The following is a 15,631-nucleotide window of genomic DNA, read 5'->3' as shown; positions in this document are numbered from 1 at the left end:
GTGGGTCAGGATCGAGTGACGGAGGACGGCGTTCCGGCGACCCGCACCTCGGTGCGCGCGTGGCGCCACGGCAGGAGTTGCGCGATGCCGAACGCCGCCTCCACCAGCAGGAACAGCCACAGGACCTTGATGCCGTGGGCCAGTGCGTACGCCAGCCAGGTGGAGAACAGGACGCGCGCCGCGCCGTCGTAGAGGCCGTGGACGGGGAGGGTGTGGCGGATGCGCAGGACGGACCAGATGATGACCACGGAGGCCATGAGGTTGGCGTAGAGGGTCTGGAGAAGGGTGGTGGGAGGTAGCGGGCCCAGGTGCAGGGTGGTGCCCAGGGAGGAGAGTGCCGCGTGGGTGAGGTGGTAGGTCCAGGGGGTGGCGAAACCCGCGGTGATCAGGAGGTCGTACCAGGCGCTGACGCGTACCAGGCGGAGGTACCCGGGGTGGGAGACAGACATGGGGGGACCGTAGACAGTGGAGTACTGTCCAAGGTCAAGTCCGGAGTCTGCAACGGGGGTTGAGATGCGGATCGGGGAACTCGCCGCGCGTACGGGGATGTCGCGGGACACCATCCGGTTCTACGAGAAGGTCGGGATCGTCGCGGGACGACGGCTCGGGAACGGGTACCGGGACTTCCCCGTCGAGACCGTTCCCTGGCTGGGGTACGTGCGGACGGCGCAGACGCTCGGGTTCTCGCTCGCCGAGATCGCGCGGCACGGCGCGGAGTTGGGAGCGGCGGAGGACTCGGCGGAGGCGTTGTCCGCGTTGTTCGCCGAGAAGATCTCGGTGGTTGACGCGCGGATGGCGGAACTGGCCGCGCTGCGAGCGGAGTTGGAGGCGCGGGTGGGGACGGGGTGCCCGTTGGCGAAGAGTCCCGGCGGGAGCGGCGCGGCCATGAGCCACGCCGCCGCCCCAGGTCAGTAGCTCAGCGCGCCGCTTCCTTCGACACCAGCGCCACCGCCTCGTCCACATCGTCCGTCACGTGGAAGAGGAGCAGGTCCTTCTCCGACGCCTTGCCCTCCGCGACCAGCGTGTTCCTGATCCAGTCGATCAGGCCGCCCCAGTACTCCGTGCCGAAGAGGACGATCGGGAAGCGGGTCACCTTCTGGGTCTGGACCAGGGTCAGGGCCTCGAAGAGTTCGTCGAGGGTGCCGAGGCCGCCCGGGAGGACCACGAAGCCCTGCGCGTACTTCACGAACATCATCTTGCGGACGAAGAAGTAGCGGAAGTTGAGGCCGATGTCGACGTAGGGGTTGAGGCCCTGCTCGAAGGGCAGCTCGATGCCGAGGCCGACCGAGATGCCGCCCGCCTCGCAGGCGCCCTTGTTGGCGGCCTCCATCGCGCCGGGCCCGCCGCCCGTGATGACCGCCCAGCCCGCGTCGACGAGGGCGTGGCCGAGGCGGACGCCCGCCTCGTACTCGGGGGAGTCCGGCTTCGTCCGGGCGGAGCCGAACACGCTGATCGCGGGCGGGAGTTCGGCGAGCGTGCCGAAGCCCTCGATGAACTCGGACTGGATGCGCAGGACGCGCCAGGGGTCGGTGTGGACCCAGTCCGAGGGGCCGCCGGCGTCGAGGAGGCGCTGGTCCGTCGTGCTCGCCGTGACTTGGGAGCGCCTGCGCAGAACCGGCCCCAGACGCTGCTCTTCCGGCTTGGGGGTTCCCTCGACCGTCATGTGCGCTCCCTTCACTTGCTGGTGTTTCCGTACTTCAGCCTAGATCCGCGGGGGTTACGGGCGGGGGACGTCAGCGTGTCAGCCAGTTCCGCAGGCGTTCCTCGGCGTGCAGGATCGCGGCCGTGTCGACGCGTTCGTCCCGCTTGTGGGCCAACAGGGGGTTGCCGGGGCCGTAGTTGACGGCGGGGACGCCGAGCGAGGAGAAGCGGCTGACGTCCGTCCAGCCGAACTTCGGCATCGGCTTGCCGCCGACCGCCTCGACGAAGGCCGCTGCGGCGGGGTGGGAGAGGCCGGGGAGCGCGCCGGGGCTGTGGTCGGTGACCGTCAACTCCTCGTAGCAGTCCGCGAACACCTCACGGACGTGCGTGAGCGCCTCGTCCTCGCTGCGGTCCGGCGCGTACCGGAAGTTGACGGTCACCACGCACTCGTCCGGGATGACGTTCCCCGCCACTCCCCCGCTGATCCCGACCGCGTTGAGCCCCTCGCGGTACTCCAGCCCGTCGATGACGGGACGACGGGGTTCGTACGCCGCGAGGCGGGCCAGGATCGGGGCGGCGGCGTGGATCGCGTTGGCGCCCATCCAGGAGCGGGCGGAGTGCGCGCGCTCGCCCTTCGTGCGGAGCTGGACGCGCAAGGTGCCCTGGCAGCCGCCCTCCACCTGGCCGTCGGACGGCTCCAGGAGCACCGCGAAGTCCCCGGCCAGCCACTCGGGGTGCGCGCGGGCGACGTGGCCGAGGCCGTTGCGGGTGGCCTCGACCTCCTCGTTGTCGTAGAAGATGAAGGTCAGGTCGCGGTTGGGAGCAACGACCGTTGCGGCGATGCGGAGTTGGACCGCCACCCCGGACTTCATGTCACAGGTGCCGCAGCCCCAGAGGGTCCCGTCGGGGTCGAGGCGGGAGGGGACGTTGTCGGCGATCGGGACCGTGTCGATATGGCCGGCGAGGATGACGCGCTCCGGCAGACCCAGCCCCGTACGGGCGATGACGTTGTTGCCGTAACGGTCGACCGTCAGGTGGGGCAGCGCGCGCAGGGCGGCCTCGATCGCGTCGGCGAGAGGCTCCTCCGTACCGCTCTCGGAGGGGAAGTCGACGAGACGCGCGGTGAGCGCGGCGGCATCCAGAGTGAGGTCAAGCGGGGTGTCGGCCATGGTGTCGACCCTAACGCGCCAACCAATCGGACCAGTGTTCCCACCTGGCCCGTGCGCAACCGTACTCTCCAGTACCTTGTACGCGTGTCAGCCCCGTCCCCCTCCTCCAAGCGCCCTGGCCGCCTGCTGCGCTCCCTGGCCGCGGTCGTCGTCCTGCTCGCCGTCGCGGGCTATGTGGTGGTGCAGTACATCACCGGCGGGACCGGTGACCCGGGGTGCAGGGTCGCCGCCGCCCAGAAGGGCGGGAAGACGTACGAGTTCACGCCGGAGCAGGCCGTCAACGCGGCGACGATCACGGCCGTCGGCACGAACCTCGGGATGCCTGAGCGGGCGGTGACGATCGCGCTGGCGACCGCGCTCCAGGAGTCCGGGCTGCGCAACCTCGCGCACGGCGACCGGGATTCGCTCGGCCTCTTCCAGCAGCGGCCCTCGCAGGGCTGGGGCACCGAGGCGGAGGTGCAGGACCCGGCGTATTCGGCGGGCGAGTTCTACAAGCACCTCAAGAAGGTCCGCGACTACGAGGACCTCCCCCTCACGGTCGCCGCGCAGCGCGTCCAGCGCAGCGGCTACCCGGACGCGTACGCCAAGCACGAACCCGACGCGACCGTCCTCGCCGCCGCCCTCACCGGGCGGTCCGCCGCGACCCTGACGTGTACGGGGCGGCCCGACGCGACCGTCACCGCGACCGGCGAGAGCGCCGTACGGGCCGCCCTCGTACGGGACTTCGGGCGCGACGCGGTCCAGGGGACGGCGGCGACGTCCACGGCGAGTACGCAGTCCGAGGGGCCGACGGCGATAAGCGGCGGCGAGACCGTCGCGCTCCCCGTCGTCGGCGACACGGCCTCCGCCGGGCGGTCCGTGCCCGAGCGGGGGTGGCAGCTCGCGCACTGGGCTGTCGCCAACTCCTCGGCGCTGCACATCCAGCGCGTCACCTACGCCGGGCGGACCTGGGTCGCCGGGAACAGCGACAGCCAGTGGCAGCCGGTCAGCGGGACGCGCGCCGATCGCGAGAAGTCCGTGCGGATCATCACCGGTCAGTAGTGCGAGGGGTACGCCGCCCGGGGTGTTCACAGCCGATAATGCGACGCATTACCAAGTCTTTACGTTGCCGATCCGCAACCTTCCTGGGGGCTACGGCTGTTCTCACGGCGTCAGAGTCCGAACCAGCTTGTAGGAGCGACATGTCCTCCCTTCCCCTGACCCGTCGGATCGCCCGTGCCGCGCTGCTCGTCGCTGCGGGGGCGGCAGCCGGGGTCGGTGTGGCCGGCTCCGCCAGTGCCGCGCCGGCTGCTCCTGTGCCTGGCCTTGGTGGGTTGACCTCGCTCGACACGGCCAGTGTGTCCAACACGCTCGATGCGGCGACCGAGGGAGCTACCAGCACCGCCGGGGAGAACGGGGCGAAGGTTGCTGGGCAGGCGGTTCCTGTTGTCGGTAAGAGTGGGGGGCAGGCCGTTAAGAAGGTGACTCCTCCGGCGTCCAAGGCTGCGGGGGCTACTGCCGGGGCTTCGGGGGAGTTGGTGGGGGAGACTGCCAAGTCCACGACCAAGGGTGGGCTGCCGACTGACTCCCTCACGAAGGGGGCGGAGACGCTGCCGTTGAAGGGGCTTCCCTTGGGGGTCTGAGACTTCTTGAACTCGCGGGGCCCAGAGGGTGTTTGACTCTGGGCTCCGTTGTCGTCTGCGGGTCGTGGTGGGTTCTCGCGCAGTTCCCCGCGCCCCTAGGTAAGTCTGGCAACCGCCGCTTGGATGCGCTCGTCCGTTGCTGTGAGCGCAACCCTTACGAACCTTGCCCCTGCCTCCCCATAGAAGTCCCCCGGCGCTACCAGAATGCCCAACTCCGCCAAGTGCGCCACCGTTTCCCAGCACGACTCGTCCCTCGTCGCCCACAAGTAGAGGCTTGCCTCGCTGTGTTCGATGCGGAAGCCGTGTGCGAGCAGCGCGTCCCGTAGCGCCGTACGTCGTGCCGCGTAGCGTTCGCGTTGTTCCTGTACGTGCTTGTCGTCGCCCAGTGCCGCGATCACCGCCGCCTGTGTCGGGGCCGACGTCATCATGCCGCCGTGTTTGCGGATCTCCAGCAGGGGGGCCAGGACCGCCGGGTCGCCCGCCAGGAACGCCGCCCTGTAGCCCGCCAAGTTGGAGCGCTTGGACAGGGAGTGGACCGAGACGATGCCCTCGTACGAACCGCCGTTGACGTCCGGGTGGAGGACCGAGATCGGGTCCGCCTCCCAACCCAGTTCGAGGTAGCACTCGTCCGAGAAGATCAGGACGCCGTGCTCTCGGGCCCACGCGACCGTGCGGGTCAGCTCTTCCTTCGTGAGGACCTTGCCGGTCGGGTTCGAAGGGGAGTTGAGCCAGAGGAGTTTGAGGTTCGTGGGGTCGAGGGACGTGGGGTCGTCGTAGACCTCGTAGTCCGCGCGAGCCAGGCGCGCGCCTACCTCGTAGGTGGGGTAGGCCAGGCGCGGGTAGGCGACCTTGTCGCCGGGGCCCAGGCCGAGTTGGGTCGGGAGCCAGGCCACCAGCTCCTTGGAGCCGACGATCGGCAGGACGTGGTGGTGGGTGACATCGCGTGCGCCGAGGCGGGTGCCGAGCCAGGCGGTGATCGCGTCGCGCAGGGCGGGCGTGCCCCAGACCGTGGGGTAGCCCGGGGAGTCGGCGGCGGCGATCAATGCCTGCTGGACCAGGTCCGGGACGGGGTCGACCGGCGTGCCCACGGAGAGGTCGACGATGCCGTCGGGGTGCGCGGCGGCCGTCTGCTTGTAGGGGGCCAGCTTGTCCCAGGGGAACGCGGGGAGAAGGTCGGCGAGGGACACGGGACGCTCACTTTCTGGTACGGCAAACGCCTCGGCCCCTGGAGGGGACCGAGGCGACGGTGCTTGGGGCCCGTGGGGTCAGGCCTGCGGCGGCAGCGCGGCCACGAACGGGTGGTCCCGCTCGATCAGGCCCAGCTTGCTGGCGCCACCCGGGGAGCCCAGCTCGTCGAAGAACTCGACGTTCGCCTTGTAGTAGTCCTTCCACTCCTCCGGAGTGTCGTCCTCGTAGAAGATCGCCTCGACCGGGCAGACCGGCTCACAGGCACCGCAGTCGACGCATTCGTCCGGGTGGATGTACAAGGACCGTGAGCCCTCGTAGATGCAGTCGACCGGGCATTCCTCGATGCACGCCTTGTCCTTCACGTCGACACAAGGCTGCGCGATGACGTAGGTCACGCTGTCGTTCCTCCTCGATAGGGCGCTGGCGGGCCTGCCTCAGGCTCCGCCGCCTGGCGCGCGGGAGCGCGGCGTCGTCGATGCCCGCCACCTAGTATCTCCGTTCTTGGGCATGATCCGAACAGGAGGGGTGGACGGACTCGTGGAAATCCGAGGCGCAGGTCGGCTCAAAGTTCGCATTACGGCTGCTGATGTGGGCAAACGCGTCTCCGTACGGCGAATTTCCGACCCCGTCGTGACGGAGGGGAAATTCACCGACACGGTGGGTGTTCTCACATCATGGGACGACGGTGTGGTCGTGATCACTCGCCGGGACGGGATCGCGGTGCGGATTCCCGCAGCGTCCCTCGTCGCGGGCAAGGTCGTCCCCGCGACTCCCGCCCGCCGCCGGGTGCCTGCGACTTCGTACGAGGAACTCTCGCGGGTCGCCGCGCGTTCCTGGCTGCCGGTGGAGAGTTCGCCGCTCGGGGATTGGGAGCTGCGGGCCGCCGCCGGGTTCACCCGCCGGGCCAACTCCGTGCTGCCGCTGGGGGATCCGGGGGTGCCGCTGGACGAGGCGTTGCGGGTGGTGCGGGAGTGGTACGGGGTGCGGGGGCTGCCGGCGTACGTCCAGGTCGGGGACGGGGACGCGCTGTGCGGGGAGTTGGAGGCTCGGGGGTGGGTGCGGGAGGTGACCGCTCGGGTGATGGTCGGGGGGTTGGCGGCGCTGGCGGATCGGGGGGTGCGGGCGGAGGTTGTGCTGTCGCGGGAGGCGGGTGCGGCTTGGCTGGGGCGGTATCAGCGCAAGGGGGTGAGTGACGTGGCGTTGCGGGTGCTGGGGAGTGGGCCTTCGGTGTGGTTCGCGGCTGTGGGGGGCGGGTCGGGAGAGGGAGGCGGGGGTGTCAAGCGGGGCGTCGGCGGGGATGCCGGGCCGGATTCCGTGGGGAGCGGGGCCGGGGATGCCGGGCGGGGGGCCGTGGGAGGTGCCGGGCCGGACGGTGTGGGGAGCGGTGGCGGGGATGCCGGGCGGGATGCCTCGGTGAGCGCTGCCGGAGATGCCTCGCGAGGTCCCGTGGGGGATGCCGCGCCAGATGTCTCGGGGAGTGCCGCCGGAGGTGGCGTGGAGAGTGTTGTCGCCATCGGGCGGTGTGTCGTCGATGGGCGGTGGGCCGGGTTCTCCGCCGTCGAGGTTGATCCTGCTCGGCGGCGGGAGGGGCTCGGGAGCGATGTCATGGCCGTGCTTGCCGGGCGGGCGTTGGAGGAGGGGGCCTCGGCTGCCTGGCTTCAGGTCGAGGCCGACAACTCCGGTGCGCTCGCGCTGTACGAGGGGCTCGGGTTCGCCGTCCATCACTCCTACCACCACTACCGGGAGCCGGCGTGAGCTATCCGCCCGGCGAGGTACGGCGGCTCTTCGCCGAGGAGGCCCGCGCCGAGCGGCCCGACCTCGCGACCCTGTGTTTCCTGATCGGCGCGGAGGCGGACCCGTCGCTGGGACCCTCCGACCTGGACGCCCTTCAGGTCGAACTCGACCGCCTCGCCGGGGAGTTGCCGTACCGGCCCGGCGGCGCCCGCGCATGGGCCGAGGCCGTACGGGTACTGCTGGGCGAGCGGTACGGATTCCGGGGCGACGCGTCCGACTATCAGCGCCTCGGCTCCTCTCTCCTCCCCCAAGTCCTGGAACGCCGACGGGGGTTGCCGATCCTGCTGTCGGTCGTCTGGATCGAGGTCGCCCGGCGTGCGGGGGCTCCGGTGTACGGGATCGCCGCGCCCGGTCACTTCGTCGTGGGGTTCGGGAGCCGTGCCGAGCGGGTCGTCGCGGACCCCTTCGACGGGGGGCGTGTCATGGAGGGCGGGCCCCGGTCGGCCTCGCGGGAGGTGGGCGCCGCCGATCCGCTGGCCGTGGTGGCGCGGATCCTCAACAACGTACGGGCCTGGGCGGGCGGGCAGTTGGAGCGGAGCGGGGACGCGTTGTGGGCGGTGGAGCTGGGGTTGCTGTTGCCTTCGCATCCGGCGCAACTGCGGTACGAGCGGGGGAAGTTGCTGGTGCAGCGGGGGGATTATCTGGGTGGGGCGCTGGAGTTGGAGGGGTACGCGGAGGTTGTGGGCGCGGTTGACGAGGGGGCGGCGGAGAAGGTTCGGGGGGAGGCGTTGGGGGCGCGGGCGTTGTTGAACTGAGCGGGTTCATGGGGGTGTTGGCGAACTGGGCTGGTTTCCTCGGGGCGTTGTCGAACTGGGCTGATTTTCAGAGGCGTTGGTTCACCCCGCGCGTCCCGTGAGCCGGCCGAGGTCCGTGTTCCGCAGCAACTCCCGTAGTTCCAGGGCTGCCTGGAGCGGTCTCGTCGGCAGGGCCACATGGACCGTACGTCGCAGCGTGCGGTCCGTCAGGGGGCGTAGGGCGAGTTCCGTGGGGACCGCCCAGGCCGCCAGCGACGGGACCAGTGCGACGCCGAGTCCTGCCGCTACGTACCCGAACTTGCCCGCCCACTCCGCGATGCGGATGACCTTCCGGGGGCTGAACCCCGCCCGCGCGCACGCGTCCGCGAGCATCGTGGGGCGGTCGCCGTACGCGTTCTGGACCCAGGGTTCGTCGCGGAGTTCCCGCAGGTCGACGGTGTCCTCGGCGGCCAGGGGGTGGGTGTTCGGAAGGGCGACGAGGAGGTCGTCGGCGCACAGGGGCGTCGTCGTGACGCCGTCGGCCGAGGGGAGGCCGTACGGGTAGTCGCTGACGACCGCGAGGTCGAGCGTGCCGTCCGCGAGGCGGTGCATCAGCGTGTCTGTCGGGCCCTCGACGGCGATGATCTCGACGTCCGGGCGGGTCTCCTGGAGGGCGCGGAGGGCCGCGGGGACCAGGGAGATGTTGGCGGTGGCGAAGGCACCCACGTGCAGGAGGCCACCGTTTCCCGCGTACAGGACGGCCAACTCCCGTTCCGCGCGGGCGAGTCGGGCGAGGACCTCGACGGCGTGGTGGTGCAGGGAGCGGCCGGCGGGGTTGAGCCGTACGCCTCTCGGGAGGCGGTCGAAGAGGGGGCCTCCGGCCTGGCGTTCCAGGGTCGCGATCCTGCGGGACACCGCGGACTGCGTGTAGTCGAGGCGGGCGGCGGCGCCGGTGAAGGAGCCCGTCTCGGCCACGGCCACGAGCAGTTTGAGCGCGTCGATCTCGAACACCGGTCCTCCTGGGTATTCCTGAGGCTCATCGATCCCATGCAATCTAGTCGCTGGTGGAATGTCTCGTCCGGTCCTAGCGTCGGTCGTACGCCAACTCCCAGGGGGAACCGTGCTGTTGACGACGATGCTCGACGATCTGCGGGAACTCGTGCTGTGCGAGTCCTTCTCCGGTGACCATGCGGCGGTGCGGCGCAGTGCGGAGGTGGTCGGGGCGGTGGGTGCGCGGCTGCTGGGCGCTCCGCCGGAGACGATCGTGATCGGTGGGGTGAGTCATCTGCGGTGGCGGTTCGGGGAGTTGACGGGGGCTCCGCGCGTGCTGGTGCTGGGGCATCACGACACGGTGTGGCCCGTCGGGTCGCTGCGCCGGCTGCCCTGGTCGGTGACCGACGGGGTCGCCCGGGGACCCGGCGTCCTCGACATGAAGGCCGGGCTCGTCCAGATGTTCCACGCGCTGGCGTCTCTCCCGTCCCTCGACGGGGTGTGCGTGCTGGTCAACGGCGACGAGGAGGTCGGGTCGAACACGTCACGGGAACTGATCGAGGAGGAGGCCCGGCAGTCCGACGCCGCGTTCGTGCTGGAGGCGGCGGGGGACGGGGGTGCACTGAAGGTGGCACGGAAGGGGGCGGCTCGGTACGAGGTCGTGGTGCGGGGGCGGGCGGCTCATGCGGGGGTGGAGCCGGGGAGGGGGGTTAATGCGGCGGTGGAGGCGGCGCATTTGGTGTTGGCCGTTGCGGGGATGGGGGGTGGGGAGGGGGGTGTCGACGTGGAGGCCGGGGGCGAGGTCGGGGCCGTCGGCGCGAAGTCTGAGGTCGGGACCGGGGGCATCGGCACGGAGGCCGAGGTTGAGGCCGTCGGCACGAGAGGCGAGGCCGGGACCGAGGCCGGGACCGTCAGCGCGAAGTCTGGGGGCGGGACCGGGGGCATCGGCACGGAGGCCGAGGTTGAGGCCGTCGGCACGAGGGCCAAGGCCAGGGCCGGAGTCATCGGCGCGGAAGGTGGGACCGAGGCCGAGGTCATCGACGCGAGGGCCGGAGTCGGGGCTGGCGCCGTCGGCGCGGAGACCGGAGCCAGCGCCGGGATCGTCGGCCCGGAGGCCGGGGCCAAGGTCGGGGCCGGCCGCGCGAAGCCTGGGGGTGGAAGCAGGGGCATCGGCATGGAGGCCCAAGCCGAGGTCGGGGCCGTCGGCGCGAGGTGCGAGGCCGGGGCCGGAGTCATCGACGCGGAGGCTGAGGCCCGGGTCGAGGTCGAGATCATCGGCACGAGGTCCGGAGTCGGAGCCGTCGATGCGGAGACCAGGGCCGGGGCCGGAATCGTCGACGCGGGGGCCGGGGCCGGGGGCGTCGACTCGGAGGCCGAGGTTGAGGCCGTCAGCGCAAGGCACGAGGCCGGAGTCGGAGCCAGTGCCGTCGGCACGGAGACCGGGGCCGGAGTCATCAGCGCGGAGGGTGGGGCCGGGGCCGGGGCTGTCAGCGCGAGGTCCGAGGCCGGGACCGAGGGCGTCCGCGCGGAAACCGAGGTCAGAGCCGGAGTCATCAGCGCAGAGACCGGGGTTAGCGCCAGTGTCGTCTGCGCGAAGGGCGGGGGCGGTGGCGTTCTTGCGGGTACGACCGTGACGCCCACCCTTCTGTCGTCCGGCACGTCCCGTAACACCGTGCCCGACCTTGCCCGGATCTCCGTGGACGTGCGTGTTCCCGACCTCGACGAGTACCGCCGTGTCGACGCGCTCATGCGGGGGCTCACCGCTCGGACGCCCGGCGCGCGGGTCGAAGTGCTGGGGCTCGGGGGGCGTCCGCCCATGGAAGCCTCCGGCGAGCTGTTCGCCCTCGCCGCTCTGGTCGCCGCGGGGCTCGGTCAGGAGCCTCCTCGGGGTGTCGCCGTCGGTGGGGTCTCGGACGGTAACTGCACTGCGGCCGTGGGCTGTCCGACGCTGGACGGACTCGGTGCGGTCGGCGGGGGTGCGCATGCGGACGGAGAGCATGTCGAGGTGGGGTGGATGGTGCCGCGTGCGCGGTTGCTCGCGGGGTTGGTGGCGGCGGTGCTGCGTACGCCGTGCGCGGAGCCGGGGGCCGGGAACTCCCGGGTTCCTCCTCCTCGTACCCCTTCCCCTCGTACCCCTCGTACTCCCCGTGAAAGGTGACGTGACCATGCGCCAGCCCATCGATCTCGGCCTCGGCCGGCACTGCGGGAACCACCCCGTCGCCGGGCCGATCGGCGCGGTCCTCCAGATGTTCCGCCGGCTGGGCCTGGCCCTCGCCGCACTGATCGTCGTCCTACAGGTCGTCAACAAGCCGCCGAACGCGCTCTTCAAGACCACCGTCACTCTGGCCGTCGTCCTCGTCGCGTACGGCCTCCGGCTGGCCTGGCGCCTGCTGTCGGCCCGGTTCGGTCTCAGCCGGTGCTACCTCTACACCGGCGGCCTGGTCATCACGAACCTCCTCGGCGGCGTACGCGACGCGGTCGCCTGGAGCGACGTGACCACGCTGAACAGATCCGCCGGTTTCGCGGCCGGCGCGACGTTCAACCGCTTCGTGCTCTCCCGCAACGGCAGGCCCCCGGTGACGTTCTTGGCGCTGGGCCTGACCCCGGCACTGGCGAAGGAACTGCCGGACAGGGCGGCACGGAACGGCATCGTGTAGGGGTACACGCCGGAAGCCGGGACGGAGGAGTCGGGGCCAGGGAGTCACTCCCGGCCCCGACTCCCGGCCGCGTCCCTAACTCCGCACCCGGCCGTCCCCCTGGCGCTGGACACGAACGGGCCCCACACCCGAACGCCGCCCCTGGTTCCTTGCACCCACCCCGCGTCTGGTCGCGTACATGGACCCGCCCCCTCACCCAAGCCGCCACCTGGCACCCACCCCTCCCCCAGCCGCGCACACCGGCCCAAACCCTCACCCCAGCCATGCCCAGCACCCACCCCACGTCCCACCACACACGCCAGAGGCCCCGCCCTCTCACCTCAGCCGCCGCCCGGCACCCACCCCATCCGCCCGCGCCCGCAGGGAAGCCACCCCCGAACCCACCCCACATCCCCCTCCCCTACAACCACCCCTTCTCCCGAGCTATCCGCACCGCCTCCACCCGATTCCTCGCCGCCAGTTTCTGGATCGCCATCGAGAGGTAATTGCGGACAGTCCCCTGCGACAACCGCAACTCCGTAGCGAGTTCCGCGTTCGTCCCGCCCTCGGCCGCCGCGCGAAGCACCTCGCGTTCGCGGTCGGTGAGAGGGTTCGCGCCATCGGCCAACGCCGCCGCCGCCAGCGTCGGGTCGATGACCCGCTCGCCCGCGAGGACCTTGCGGATCGCCTGCGCGAGCTGCGCCGCGGGGGCGTCCTTGACCAGGAACGCGTCCGCCCCCGCCTCCATCGCGCTGCGCAAATAGCCGGGGCGGCCGAAGGTCGTGAGGATCACCAGCTTCAAACCCGGGAACTCGCCCCGCAGTTGCGCCGCCGCCTCGATCCCCGTCGCGCCCGGCATCTCGATGTCGAGGAGGGCGACGTCGAGGCCGGGATGCGCGCGGGCGGTCGGCAGAACCTCGTCGCCGCGTGCCGCCTGGGCGATCACCTCGATGTCGTCCTCCAGGCCGAGGAGCGCGGCGAGGGCCTCACGGACCATCGACTGGTCCTCGGCGAGGAGAACCTTGATCGTGCGGGTCATGGGGCGGATCCTACGGGGACGCGGGCGACGAGCCGGAAGCCGTGTTTCGTGCCGGTCGTCTCCAGCGTGCCGCCCGCTTTCTCCAGGCGTTCGGTGAGCCCCGTCAGCCCGTTGCCGGGCGTGCCCGGCGAGCCGCCGGAGCCGTTGTCCTCGACGACGAGTTCGAGGAGGGGCCCGTCGAGGGTCTGACGCCGGACGAGGTCGACGCCGCACCGGCTCGCCCCGCTGTGCCGGACGACGTTGGTGATCGCCTCGCGCAGCGCCCACGCGAGCGCGGACTCGCTGTCCTCGGACACCCCGTCGAGCGGAACGTCGACCGGGAGCCGCACCTCCACCCCGGCGGCCGTCAACGCGACCTGCGTGCCCGCGAGTTCCGCGGCGAGCCGGGGCCTGCGGTAGCCGGTGACGGCCTCCCGGACGTCGACGAGGGCCTGCCGGCTGACCTGCTCGATGTCGGCGACCTGCGCGGCGGCCTTGTCGGGGTGGCCGGGGAGCATCCGCCCGGCCAGCTCGCTCTTGAGGGTGATCAGGGAGAGGGAGTGACCGAGCAGGTCGTGCAAGTCCCTTGCCAGGCGCAGGCGTTCCTCGTTGGCGGCGAGGTGGGCGACCGTCGCGCGGGCCCGGCGCAGTTCGATGGTGGTCCGCACGAGCTGGCTCACGCCGGTCATCGCGAACCCGATGAGCAGGACGAGGATCAGCAGGTCCCCGGCGTCGGAGAGCCCCGCGCGCAGGCCGACCAGCATCATCAGCGCGCCCGTGCCGGGCACCGCCCAGTACGCGGCGCGCAGCGGGAGGGCGATGCCGCAGGACACGGAGACGTAGCAGTACAGGCCGAGCCAGGCGGAGCCGAGGGTGAGGGCGAGGACGGTCGCGAGGACGGCGAGGAAGCCGATCAGGGAGGCGACCCGGACCGTCGGCCAAGGTGCCTCGCCCATGTTGCGGAACAGCAGGGAGAGGTAGACGGCGACGAACGCGCCGAGTCCGAGCCAGCCGCCGGCCGTGCCGGCGGTGGTGTGGTCGCCGGTCAGCAGGTCGTGGACCGGGGAGCTGAGGAAGACCAGCCAGATGCCGATCCACAGCACCTTGCGCCGCCACAGGTCGCGCCTGCCCGCCATCGGCTGGCCGAGCGGGATCAGCTGGGGCCGCTCGGTGCCGTCGTTCGTCGCGCTCACGGTGTTCACGCCTTCAGCGTGTCCTTCCGGTACAGCCACGCCGCGCCGCCCGTGAAGAGGACGAAGAACACGGCGAGGACGGCGACGTCCGTCGCGTGCGGCATCTCGCTCTGTTCGATGGCCCGGCCGAGCGCGGCGTACGCATGGGTGGGGACCCACTTCGAGACGTCCTGGAGCCAGCCGGGGAACGTCGTCGTCGGCATCCACAGCCCGCCCAGGATGGACAGGCCGAAGTAGGTGATCATCGTGATCGGGCGGACCGCGTCGCCGGTCGCCACATAGCCGAGGGCGACGCCGAGCGCGGCGAAGACGAGGCTGCCCGCCCAGATCGCGGCGGTGAGGACGATCCACTGCCAGGCGTCCAGCCGTACGTCCTTGACGAGGGCGGCGACGGCGAACACGACGACGATCGACGGGAGGCTCACGACGGCCGCGCTGGCGGTCTTCGCGAGGACGTAGCCCCGGCCGGGGAGCGTGGTCAGTCTCAGCTGCCGTGTCCAGCCGTTCTCGCGCTCCTTGGCGATGCGCTCGCTGTTGCCGGTGAGGGCGGCGGTGAGGGCGCCGAAGGAGGCCATGGAGACCATCATGTAGGTCGGGAGGGTGAGGCCCGTGCCGTCGACCTTGTCCTTGGTGTTCGCGCTGCCCGCGATCAGGAGGAACAGGGCGGCGGGGTAGATCACCGAGAAGAACAGGAACTTGCGGTTGCGCAGGGCGCGGGACAGTTCGAGCCGGATCAGACTGTTCATCGGGTGCGAGCCTCCTCGGCTTCGGTGATCGCCACGAACGCCTGCTCCAGGCCGAGGCCGGTGACTTCGAGGTTCCTGGGGTAGAGGCCGGTGCCGTACAGGGCGTGGACGGTCGCGTCGGCGTCGGTGGACTGGATGCGGACCGTGCGGCCCGAAACGTCCAGCGCGGTGAGGAAGGGCAGGTCGCGCAGGGTCTGCGGGATCTCGCCCTCAAGGTCGAAGGAGATGCGGCGGGCGCCCGCCTTGGCCTTGATCTCGGCGGCCGTGCCGTCGGCGAGGAGGCGGCCCCGGTGCAGGACCAGGACGCGGTCGGCGATCGCGTCCGCCTCCTCCAGGTAGTGCGTGGCGAACAGGACCGTACGGCCCTGGTCGGCCTGTTCGCGCATGGTCGCCCAGAAGCCCTGGCGGGTCGTGACGTCCATCCCGGTCGTCGGTTCGTCCAGGACGATCAGGTCGCTGTCGCCGGCCGTGGCGAAGGCGAAGCGGACGCGCTGGGCCTGGCCGCCGGAGAGCTTGTTCACCTTGCGGTCGGCGATGGCGGTGATGCCCGCGCGGGCCATCACGTCGGCCGGGCGGTAGGGCCGGGGGTGCAGGTCGCAGGCGAGGCGGACGAGTTCGGCGACCGTCACCTCGTCCATCAGGCCGCCGCTCTGGAGCATCGCGCCGACCTTCCCGGCGACGATCGCCTCACGCGGCGTCGTACCGAACAGGCGGACGCTGCCGCTGTCCGGGGTCTTCAGGCCGAGCAGGAGGTCGAGTGTGGTGGACTTCCCCGCGCCGTTGGGCCCGAGCAGCGCCACGGTCTCCCCCGGGCGCAGGTCCAGAGTCAGTCCGTCGACGGCGCGGACCTCGCCGTACGCCTTGCTGACCTGGTCGAACGCGACCACCGAAGCTGTCGTT

At 71.3% G+C, this 15,631-nt stretch carries 16 protein-coding genes and 1 pseudogene; 7 read left to right on the top strand and 10 right to left on the bottom strand.

Features of this window, described 5'->3' with window-relative positions; translation table 11 throughout:
• Positions 1–5: 5 nt before the first annotated feature.
• Positions 6–449 carry a hypothetical protein gene (locus J8M50_RS31315; RefSeq protein WP_010350528.1) on the bottom strand — a complete coding sequence of 148 codons (444 nt, stop codon included), beginning with the start codon at positions 447–449 and terminating at the stop codon, positions 6–8.
• A 64-nt stretch (positions 450–513) separates the two neighbouring features.
• Between J8M50_RS31315 and J8M50_RS31310 the strand changes: the two genes are divergently transcribed.
• A complete protein-coding gene (locus J8M50_RS31310; protein WP_010350529.1) occupies positions 514–915 on the top strand; it encodes a MerR family transcriptional regulator in 402 nt (133 codons plus the stop codon).
• A gap of 1 nt (position 916) precedes the next feature.
• Here J8M50_RS31310 and J8M50_RS31305 read toward each other — a convergent pair whose 3' ends face one another.
• A complete protein-coding gene (locus J8M50_RS31305; protein ID WP_029183385.1) occupies positions 917–1,663 on the bottom strand; it encodes an LOG family protein in 747 nt (248 codons plus the stop codon).
• 70 nt (positions 1,664–1,733) lie between these two features.
• Positions 1,734–2,810, bottom strand: coding sequence for a succinyl-diaminopimelate desuccinylase (dapE, locus tag J8M50_RS31300; RefSeq protein WP_010350531.1), 1,077 nt, complete (start codon positions 2,808–2,810; stop codon positions 1,734–1,736).
• Between the two features lie 84 nt (positions 2,811–2,894).
• Here dapE and J8M50_RS31295 point away from each other — a divergent pair, with 84 nt between their 5' ends.
• Together J8M50_RS31295 and J8M50_RS31290 are read left to right on the top strand one after the other, a co-directional pair.
• Positions 2,895–3,851 carry a VldE C-terminal domain-containing protein gene (locus tag J8M50_RS31295; RefSeq protein ID WP_040835310.1) on the top strand — a complete coding sequence of 319 codons (957 nt, stop codon included), beginning with the start codon at positions 2,895–2,897 and terminating at the stop codon, positions 3,849–3,851.
• Positions 3,852–3,991: 140 nt separating this feature from the next.
• Positions 3,992–4,432 (top strand): hypothetical protein, encoded by a 441-nt coding sequence (locus J8M50_RS31290; RefSeq protein WP_010350533.1) that lies wholly within the window; start codon positions 3,992–3,994, stop codon positions 4,430–4,432.
• Between the two features lie 95 nt (positions 4,433–4,527).
• Here J8M50_RS31290 and J8M50_RS31285 read toward each other — a convergent pair whose 3' ends face one another.
• Both J8M50_RS31285 and fdxA read right to left on the bottom strand, forming a co-directional pair.
• Positions 4,528–5,619, bottom strand: a complete 1,092-nt coding sequence (locus J8M50_RS31285; protein ID WP_010350534.1) for a bifunctional succinyldiaminopimelate transaminase/glutamate-prephenate aminotransferase — start codon at positions 5,617–5,619, stop codon at positions 4,528–4,530.
• A gap of 78 nt (positions 5,620–5,697) precedes the next feature.
• Positions 5,698–6,015, bottom strand: a complete 318-nt coding sequence (gene fdxA / locus J8M50_RS31280) for a ferredoxin (RefSeq protein WP_010350536.1) — start codon at positions 6,013–6,015, stop codon at positions 5,698–5,700.
• Between the two features lie 142 nt (positions 6,016–6,157).
• On the opposite strand from fdxA, the gene J8M50_RS31275 reads away from it, so the two are divergent.
• Together J8M50_RS31275 and J8M50_RS31270 are read left to right on the top strand one after the other, a co-directional pair.
• Positions 6,158–7,375, top strand: coding sequence for a GNAT family N-acetyltransferase (locus J8M50_RS31275; protein WP_029183386.1), 1,218 nt, complete (start codon positions 6,158–6,160; stop codon positions 7,373–7,375).
• Entirely contained in the window at positions 7,372–8,169 is a 798-nt protein-coding gene (locus J8M50_RS31270) for a transglutaminase family protein (protein ID WP_010350538.1), read from the top strand. Before J8M50_RS31275 ends, J8M50_RS31270 begins: the two co-directional genes overlap by 4 nt.
• An 81-nt stretch (positions 8,170–8,250) precedes the next feature.
• Here J8M50_RS31270 and J8M50_RS31265 read toward each other — a convergent pair whose 3' ends face one another.
• A complete protein-coding gene (locus J8M50_RS31265) occupies positions 8,251–9,159 on the bottom strand; it encodes a LysR family transcriptional regulator (protein ID WP_010350539.1) in 909 nt (302 codons plus the stop codon).
• A gap of 124 nt (positions 9,160–9,283) precedes the next feature.
• On the opposite strand from J8M50_RS31265, the gene J8M50_RS31260 reads away from it, so the two are divergent.
• Entirely contained in the window at positions 9,284–11,296 is a 2,013-nt protein-coding gene (locus J8M50_RS31260; protein WP_223786462.1) for a M20/M25/M40 family metallo-hydrolase, read from the top strand.
• A gap of 7 nt (positions 11,297–11,303) precedes the next feature.
• On the top strand, positions 11,304–11,795 hold the full coding sequence (locus J8M50_RS31255; protein ID WP_029183387.1) for a hypothetical protein: 492 nt from the start codon (positions 11,304–11,306) through the stop codon (positions 11,793–11,795).
• Between the two features lie 400 nt (positions 11,796–12,195).
• Here the strand turns inward: J8M50_RS31255 and J8M50_RS31250 are convergent, their stop codons facing one another.
• From J8M50_RS31250 to J8M50_RS31235, 4 genes and pseudogenes are all read right to left on the bottom strand, one after another.
• Positions 12,196–12,813, bottom strand: coding sequence for a response regulator transcription factor (locus J8M50_RS31250; protein ID WP_010350542.1), 618 nt, complete (start codon positions 12,811–12,813; stop codon positions 12,196–12,198).
• Complete coding sequence (locus tag J8M50_RS31245) at positions 12,810–13,928, bottom strand: sensor histidine kinase (RefSeq protein ID WP_050987114.1); 1,119 nt, start codon at positions 13,926–13,928, stop codon at positions 12,810–12,812. Before J8M50_RS31245 ends, J8M50_RS31250 begins: the two co-directional genes overlap by 4 nt.
• A 62-nt stretch (positions 13,929–13,990) precedes the next feature.
• On the bottom strand, positions 13,991–14,731 hold the full coding sequence (locus J8M50_RS31240; protein WP_010350544.1) for an ABC transporter permease: 741 nt from the start codon (positions 14,729–14,731) through the stop codon (positions 13,991–13,993).
• A pseudogene (locus J8M50_RS31235) lies at positions 14,728–15,573 on the bottom strand (ABC transporter ATP-binding protein); the annotation flags it as partial. The gene J8M50_RS31240 and the pseudogene J8M50_RS31235, both read right to left, overlap by 4 nt.
• Between the last annotated feature and the right edge of the window lie 58 nt (positions 15,574–15,631).

It is taken from the genome of Streptomyces acidiscabies, assembly GCF_020010905.1.
Classification (GTDB): domain Bacteria; phylum Actinomycetota; class Actinomycetes; order Streptomycetales; family Streptomycetaceae; genus Streptomyces; species Streptomyces acidiscabies.
This window is presented reverse-complemented; position numbering and strand designations above follow the sequence as displayed.